Source organism: Pseudomonas sp. EpS/L25 (assembly GCF_001512295.1).
In the GTDB taxonomy this organism is placed as follows: Bacteria; Pseudomonadota; Gammaproteobacteria; order Pseudomonadales; family Pseudomonadaceae; genus Chryseomonas.
Genome location: NZ_LNUP01000014.1, coordinates 371,539 through 378,368, shown reverse-complemented (window position 1 = coordinate 378,368; position 6,830 = coordinate 371,539). Strand labels below are relative to the sequence as shown.

Annotated in this window: 5 protein-coding genes and 1 pseudogene; all 6 read right to left on the bottom strand. The window is 65.7% G+C overall.

The annotated features are described in order from the left end of the window. Positions 1 to 147: 147 nt before the first annotated feature. The 6 genes and pseudogenes from AR540_RS26610 to AR540_RS16640 all read right to left on the bottom strand — a co-directional run bounded on the left by AR540_RS26610 (position 148) and on the right by AR540_RS16640 (position 6,657). Positions 148 to 861, bottom strand: a complete 714-nt coding sequence (locus tag AR540_RS26610; protein ID WP_442963802.1) for a methyl-accepting chemotaxis protein — start codon at positions 859 to 861, stop codon at positions 148 to 150. Between the two features lie 144 nt (positions 862 to 1,005). Then, positions 1,006 to 2,037: pseudogene (locus AR540_RS26605) on the bottom strand (HAMP domain-containing protein); the annotation flags it as partial. 326 nt (positions 2,038 to 2,363) lie between these two features. Beyond that, entirely contained in the window at positions 2,364 to 3,131 is a 768-nt protein-coding gene (locus tag AR540_RS16655) for an ATP-binding cassette domain-containing protein (protein WP_059230320.1), read from the bottom strand. After that, complete coding sequence (locus AR540_RS16650) at positions 3,131 to 4,213, bottom strand: ABC transporter permease (protein ID WP_059230319.1); 1,083 nt, start codon at positions 4,211 to 4,213, stop codon at positions 3,131 to 3,133. Before AR540_RS16650 ends, AR540_RS16655 begins: the two co-directional genes overlap by 1 nt. Before the next feature lie 106 nt (positions 4,214 to 4,319). Then, on the bottom strand, positions 4,320 to 5,348 hold the full coding sequence (locus AR540_RS16645; protein WP_059230318.1) for a sugar ABC transporter substrate-binding protein: 1,029 nt from the start codon (positions 5,346 to 5,348) through the stop codon (positions 4,320 to 4,322). 64 nt (positions 5,349 to 5,412) lie between these two features. Further along, on the bottom strand, positions 5,413 to 6,657 hold the full coding sequence (locus AR540_RS16640) for a maltoporin (protein ID WP_059230317.1): 1,245 nt from the start codon (positions 6,655 to 6,657) through the stop codon (positions 5,413 to 5,415). Between the last annotated feature and the right edge of the window lie 173 nt (positions 6,658 to 6,830).

Sequence of the window (6,830 nt, the reverse complement as noted above, 5' to 3'; positions counted from 1 at the left end):
CCTTCGCGAGCGCATCCCATCGTGCAGGCGAAACCGGCCGTCGCGTCAAAAGCGCCGATCTTACCGGATACCCGCCTCGGGGCGCAGGGTCTTCGGCCAGGGGACCCGCCTTCGGCCATCAGGCCAAGGACGGATCCGCTCCCGGCCTTACAGGATGAAGCGCGCTACGTCCCGGTTGAGGTCGGCAGCGTGATGCTGCAGGGCGCGCGATTGCCGTTCCGAGTCCTCGGCGCCGCTGGCCAGGGTGTCGCCGAGGCCCTTGATGGTGATGACGTTGCGGGTGATCTCCTCGGTGACCGAGGTCTGCTCCTCGGCCGCCGTGGCGATCTGCAGCGACATCTCGGAGATGACGCCGGCACTCTGGGCGATCTCTTCCAGGGCACTGGAGGCGCGTTCCACGTCGGCAACGCTGCGCTCGGCGATGGCCATGCTGCTGTCCATGCGCTGCACCGCCTGGCGGGTCATCTGCTGCAGGGTGCCGATGGTCTCGTTGATTTCCCGGGTCGACGCCTGGGTCCGCTGCGACAGTGTCCGTACCTCGTCGGCGACCACCGCGAAGCCCCGGCCATGCTCGCCGGCCCGCGCCGCCTCGATGGCGGCGTTCAGCGCCAGCAGGTTGGTCTGCTCGGCGATGCTCTGGATACTGTCCAGCACCTTGGCGATGGCCTGGGAGTGATGGTCCAGCTCGCCGATCACCCGGGTGGCGTCGTCCACTTCCCGCGCCAGGCTGTTGATGGACGTCTTGCTGGTCTGCACCAGGGTCAGACCCTGGGCGGTGCTGTCGGAAGATTGGCGGATGGCCTCGGCGGTCTGCTCGGCATTGCGGGCGATCTCCTGGGTGGCGGAGGACATCTCGGTCACGGCCGTGGCCACCAGGGTGATCTCCTGCTGCAGACGCCCCAGCTCACGGGTGGCCGCGGCGCTGCGCTGCAGGACCTCCTGCGACTCGGCGTCCACCGCCACGGCATGCTGGCGCACGCCGCCGATCAGCCCATGCAGGCTGGCCACGAACTGGTTGAAGTGGCTGGCCAGCCCGCCGACTTCATCGCTGCTCTGCACGGCGATGCGGCGGGTCAGGTCACCCTGGCCGTCGGCGATCACCTGCAGACCGGTCGAGACCACGCCCAGGGGCCTGAGCAGGTAGCTGCACAGCAGGTTGATCAGCACCAGCGAGCCGCCCAGCACCACGGCCAGGATGGCGAGGCTGATCCACATCTGCCGCTGCAGCGGCGCCAGCAGCACGCCTTCGTCGACGATCATGATCAGGGTTTCGCCGTCGCGATTCATCGGTGCGGCGTAGAGCCGCTTGCCGGTGTCGGTCTTGACGAAATTCTCGCCCGGAGCCTGGGCCAGGCGCCGCACCGTGTCCTCGGTGAGCACGGGATAGAGGTCGGTGAGCGGCTTGGCCAGCAGGGCGGCGTCGTCATGGCCGAGTACGATGTTCTGGCCGTTGACCAGCACGGCGCTGCCATCGCCCGGCATCTGGACACGCTTGAGCTGGTCGAGGATGTCGCGGATGCTCACGTCGGCCCCGAGCACCGCGGCGGTCTTGCCGCCCGCCTGCAGGGCCCAGCCGAGGGACAGCACGTTCTGCTTGGTCGCCGCCGCCACGGTGGGGATCGAGAAGAACACCCTGCCCGGCGTCTGCTGTGCCTTCTGGTACCACAACCACTTGCGCGGATCGTCGTTGTCCGGTGGCAGCTGCACACCGTTGGCATTGACCTGGCTGCCATCGCCGCGGGCATAGAAGACGTTGTCGAAGCCTCCGGACAGCTTTACCTGATTGAGACTGGCTGGAAGATTCGCATCCGGCGTCTCCGCCGCAAGGGCGCTCAGGGCTGCGGCCTTACTGTCCAGCCATTGCCGCACGCCGCCGTTGAAGACGAAGCTGACCGTCCTGAGCTGTTCGCGCGTCGAGGCTTCGAGCGCCGCCTTGGTGCCGAGGAAGTTGATGGTCGTCAGCCCAATGCCCACTACCAGCACGGCGGCGGTGGCGGACAGCGATAGTTTTTGTTTCAGAGACAGAGCGAAGGGCATAACGCGACCTCTCGATATTGTTGGTCCTGGTGGTTCCTGTATCGACTGGAGGACGCGACGACTTGAAGCGTTTTGTCAGCTTTTCGGTCCGCTGAATCCTTTCATCAAGGCGTTTCATTGGAGACGACGGATGAGAGATCAGACGTTTTGCCTATGTTCCGAAAACAATCCAGAGTGACGCGACGGCCGGTTTCGCCTGCACGATGGGATGCGCTCGCGAAGGCGCCAGCCAGCGGCCTACGAGGGAGCGCTGTGCGCCCAGGAGCGCGCCATGCCGGGCTGGCGGCTAGCCAATGCCCCGGATGGCGCCGGAGTGCGCCGCTACGCTAGGCGGCGACCGTCTGGGCACCGGTCATCAGCGCCACGGCGTCGGCCATGGAGTGCTGGCGCGGATCGATCACCGTCAGCCGGCGACCGAGCCGGTGGATGTGGATGCGGTCGGCGATCTCGAACACATGGGGCATGTTGTGGGAGATCAGCACGATGGCGATGCCCCGGGCGCGTACGTCGAGGATCAGCTCCAGCACCTTGCGGCTTTCCTTCACCCCCAGCGCCGCGGTGGGTTCGTCGAGGATGATCACCTTGGAGCCGAAGGCCGCCGCCCGCGCCACCGCCACCCCCTGGCGCTGGCCACCCGAGAGGGTCTCCACCGCCTGGTTGATGTTCTGGATGGTCATCAGCCCCAGTTCGGAGAGTTTTTCCCGGGCGATGCGCTCCATGGTCTTGCGGTCCAGGGTGCGGAACAGCCCGCCCAGCAGCCCCGGCTTGCGTAGTTCACGCCCGAGGAAGAGGTTGTCGGCGATGGACAGCGCCGGTGACAGCGCCAGGTTCTGGTACACCGTCTCGATGCCGGCGCGGCACGCCTCGATGGGGGAGGCGAACTGGATCGGCTGGCCCTCGAAGCGGATCTCGCCCTCGTCCGGGCGCAGGGCGCCGGAGATGGCCTTGATCAGCGAGGACTTGCCGGCGCCGTTGTCGCCGATCACGGCGAGGATCTCGCCGGGCAGCAGGTCGAAATCGGCATGGTCGAGGGCGGTGACGCGGCCGTAGCGCTTCACCAGGCCACGGGCCATCAGCAGGGGTTCGGTCGTCATCAGCTGGCCGCCTTTCTGATCCATTGGTCGATAGCCACGGCCGCGATGATGAGCGTGCCGATCAGCAGATAGGTCCATTGCACGTCGGTGCCCAGCAGGCGCAGGCCGAGGGCGAAGACGCCGACGATCAGGGCACCGAACAGCATGCCCAGGATCGAGCCGCGCCCGCCGAACAGCGAGATGCCGCCGATCACCACGGCGGTGATGGACTCGATGTTGGCGAACTGGCCGGCGGTGGGCGAGACCGAGCCGATACGGCCGATCAGCACCCAGCCGGCGAAGGCGCAGATGAGGCCGGACAGCCCGTACACGGTGATCAGCATGCGGCGGACGTTGACCCCGGCCAGCGCCGCCGCCTCCGGATCGTCGCCCACGGCATAGAGGTGCCGGCCCCAGGCGGTGTGGTTGAGCACGTACCAGAGCAGGGCGACCAGCACCACCAGGGCGATCACTCCGTAGGTGAAGACGGCGCTGCCCACGCGGAAATTCTCGCCGAACAGCTGCAACAAAGGCGCCGTGGCGCCGATTTCCTGGGCGCGGATCGTCTCGTTGCGCGAATAGAGGAAGTTCGCCGCCAGCACGATCTGCCACATGCCCAGGGTGACGATGAAGGGCGGCAGCTTGATGCGGGCCACCAGCCAGCCGTTGGCCATGCCGCACAGGGCACCCACCGCCAGGCCGCAGAGGATCGACAGCTCCACCGGCAGGCCGTAGCGGAAGGTGAACTGGCCCATGACCACCGAGGACAGCACCATGATGGCGCCTACCGAAAGATCGATGCCGGCGGTGACCACTACCAGCGTCTGGGCCGCGCCGACGATGCCGGTGATGGCCACCTGCTGCAGGATCAGGGTGAGGGCGAAGGCGGAAAAGAACTTGCCGCCCAGCAGGGCACCGAAGATGCCCAGGGACAGCAGCAGTACCAGCAGCGACACCGCTGACGGGCGTGAATGCAGGAAGTGGCGGAATCTGAGTAGCGCGCTGCGCTCGTCGCGGTGGAAGGAGGCGACCTCCGTCGCGCTGTGCTTGAGCACCTGCTCGAACGGCTGGCCGGCCGAGGAGGGCGGGATCGGATCGCTCATGGCAATCTCCTGATAGCGGGAAAACGGGCCGCGGGTCGGTCGTTCGCACCGGCGCCTCGGGCTGCCGGTGTGGACGACCTTCCTGGTCAGCCTGGACGACGGGGCACTAGCCCCAGCACTTCTTCAGGCCGGTCTTGCTGTCGATGGAGCGCACGCCGGGCACCGGCTTGTCGGTCACCAGCTGCACACCGGTGTTGACGAAATCCTTGCCCTGGGTGGGGACCGGCTTGGCGCCGGTGTCGGCGAAGGTCTTCACCGCGTCGATGCCCAGTGCCGCCATCTGCAGCGGGTATTGCTGGGAGGTGGCGCCGATGACGCCGTCCGCCACGTTGCGCACGCCTGGGCAGCCGCCGTCGATGGAGACGATGAGCACGTCCTTCTCGCGGCCGACGGCCTTGAGTGCCTCGTAGGCGCCAGCGGCGGCCGGTTCGTTGATGGTATGCACCACGTTGATGTTGGGGTCTTTCTGCAACAGGTTCTCCATCGCCGCCCGACCGCCTTCCTCGTTGCCGTTGGTCACGTCGTGGCCGACGATGCGTGGATCGGTCTCGTCGCCGATGCGGGTCTGGTCCTTGGGATCTATGCCGAAGCCGATCATGAAGCCCTGATCGCGCAGGACGTCCACCGATGGCTGCGAGGCGTTCAGGTCGAGGAAGGCCACCCGGGCGTCCTTGGCCTTGTCGCCCAGGGTTTCCCGCGCCCACTGACCGATCAGCTTGCCGGCCAACAGGTTGTCGGTGGCGAAGGTCATGTCGGCGGCGCTCGCCGGGTCCAGCGGCGTATCCAGGGCGATCACCAGGATGCCGGCCTCACGGGCCTTCTGCAGATTGGGCACGATGCCCTTGGTATCCGAGGCGGTGATCAGAATGCCCTTGACCCCATCGGCGATGCAGGTCTCGATGGCGGCCACCTGGCTTTCGCTGTCGCCGTCGATCTTGCCGGCGTAGGTCTTGAGCGTCATGCCCAGTTCCTTGGCCTTGGCGGCGGCGCCTTCCTTCATCTTCACGAAGAAGGGATTGGTGTCGGTCTTGGTGATGAGGCAGGCGGAAACCGGCGCGGCCTGAGCGGTGCCGATGCTCAGGGCTGCGGCCAGCACGCAGCCGGCGAAGGAAGACAGGGAGACGGTTCTTTTCATTGTTGTGCGCTCGGATGGGACGAAGAGAGAGCGACCGGCAACAATGCCGGTCGCCGCCGCGTGGTTACCACCACTGCTCGATCTGGAAGCCGACGTTGGAGCCGTGCAGATCGTTGCCGAAGGTGCCGGTGCTGGATAGCGCCGAACCCGGATCGAACTGGTCGGCCGCGTTCTGCGCCGCACGGTTCCACACAGCATAGGTGTAGAACAGGCGGAATTCCGGCCGGCTCTTGAACTCCGGTCCCTTGGGCGACCAGGTCGGCGCCAGGGTCAGCTTGGTCAGCTTACGGGTGCCGCCGGGCGCTTCCACCTGGTCGTGGCCCAGTTCGGTGGAGAACTTGAACTGGTCGCTGATGCCGTACACCAGGCGCCCACCCAGGGAGGTCCAGCGCAGGTCGTTGCCGTTGGGACGCTCGTCCTTCTGGTACACCGCGGCCACCTGGCCACCCCAGTAGCGGCTGATCTGCCAATCGAAGAAGTCCACCACCCGGTAGGAAACGTCCGAGCTGCTCAGGGTCGGATCGCCGGTACTGCCCAGGGCGGTCCCCGGACCCTGGCCCCGCTGCACGGCGAAGGTGTTGACGCCGCCCCAGCCCAGGAAGTTGGCCTGCTTGTGCTGCAGGGTCACGGCGATGCCGCTGTTGGCGTTGGGCTGGTTGCTCGGCTTGTCCAGGTAGCTGACGCCGATCTCCAGCGAGCCGTTGGGATTGGTGTTGAAGCCGGCGACGTTGAAGTCGAAGCGGTTCTGGAAGTCCTTCTGGTTCTGGTTGTCCTTGCGCGAGAAGGCCACGCTGTATTTCAGGCCGCCGATGTTGACGTCCTCGATACCGCCGCCGGTGGCGCTCTGGTTCCAGTAGAAGAAGTCGGAGATGTGGATATCGTTACGCTTGTAGTAACGGCGACCGGCCCAGACGTTACCGCCGTTGAGGGCGGCGATGTTGTTCCAGTAGGCGTAGGCCTGGGGCAGACGGATCTGACCGTTGTCGCCGTGGAAGGTCGGGGTGCGGTCGTACTGGTTGTACAGGCTGGCCATGCCATAGACGCCGACGGCGGAGCCATCGTCCAGCGTCAGCACGTCCTGTTTGGCGGCGAATTCGCCGTATTGCTCGCATTCGTTACCCAGACGGTACTTGGATTGAGCACCTGGCAACTTGAAGCAGCGCATCGAGTCGGAACCGGATGAATCACCCAGGCCGGTACGGAAGTAGCCGGTGGTTTCGAAGGCGTGAGCGGTGGGGACGAGGAGGAGAGTGCCTAGAAGGGACGCAGCGGAAACCCTGGCCAGCGGGATAGCCTTTTTCTTCTTCATGTTTTTCCCTGAATTTATTGTTTTTGTGTTCAGCAGTGCAGCCTGGTCACGCCGAGTTGTGCTCCTGAAGCAGCTCTAAGGTGTGACCATTGGCGGTAACCAGACTACAAACTGGCCGCTGAATCAATTCAGCGGCAGACGGAGGGTAGCCTTTGATCACTCAACGGCCTAGC

Bases quoted from the DNA above. Each gene is read 5' to 3' on its own strand.
- AR540_RS16655 (WP_059230320.1), bottom strand. From the start codon at position 3,131: ATGACGACCGAACCCCTGCTGATGGCCCGTGGCCTGGTGAAGCGCTAC.
- AR540_RS16645 (WP_059230318.1), bottom strand. From the start codon at position 5,348: ATGAAAAGAACCGTCTCCCTGTCTTCCTTCGCCGGCTGCGTGCTGGCC.
- AR540_RS16650 (WP_059230319.1), bottom strand. From the start codon at position 4,213: ATGAGCGATCCGATCCCGCCCTCCTCGGCCGGCCAGCCGTTCGAGCAG.
- AR540_RS16640 (WP_059230317.1), bottom strand. From the start codon at position 6,657: ATGAAGAAGAAAAAGGCTATCCCGCTGGCCAGGGTTTCCGCTGCGTCC.